Origin of the sequence: Limosilactobacillus pontis DSM 8475 (assembly GCF_001435345.1) — a bacterium.
Lineage (GTDB): Bacteria > Bacillota > Bacilli > Lactobacillales > Lactobacillaceae > Limosilactobacillus > Limosilactobacillus pontis.
In genome coordinates, this window is sequence record NZ_AZGO01000018.1 from 1 (window position 1) to 263 (window position 263).

Sequence of the window (263 nt, forward strand, 5' to 3'; positions counted from 1 at the left end):
TGAGAACGCTCCTCAATGGAGCGGCCGTGACTGAACGTACCACGCTTTTCTTTAGCGCGATGGCGACGAATTCCATGATCAGGCAAATCGGGTAACTGCACATCAAGCCATCCTTGATCAATCCAGTTATAGATCGTCTTGTAGGCAATCCCAACCACATGGGCAACCTGTTCAGGTGACCATTTCTGGGTTTGAAGCTTTTCCTCGATCAAGTGTTTAAGGTTTTTAGTGAGCGAAGACTTCCGCCCCCGTTGACCAACCTT

Annotated in this window: 1 pseudogene; it reads right to left on the reverse strand. The window is 49.0% G+C overall.

Annotated elements, in window-relative coordinates:
• Positions 1-263 (reverse strand): annotated as a pseudogene (locus FD34_RS01315) (IS30 family transposase); the annotation flags it as partial.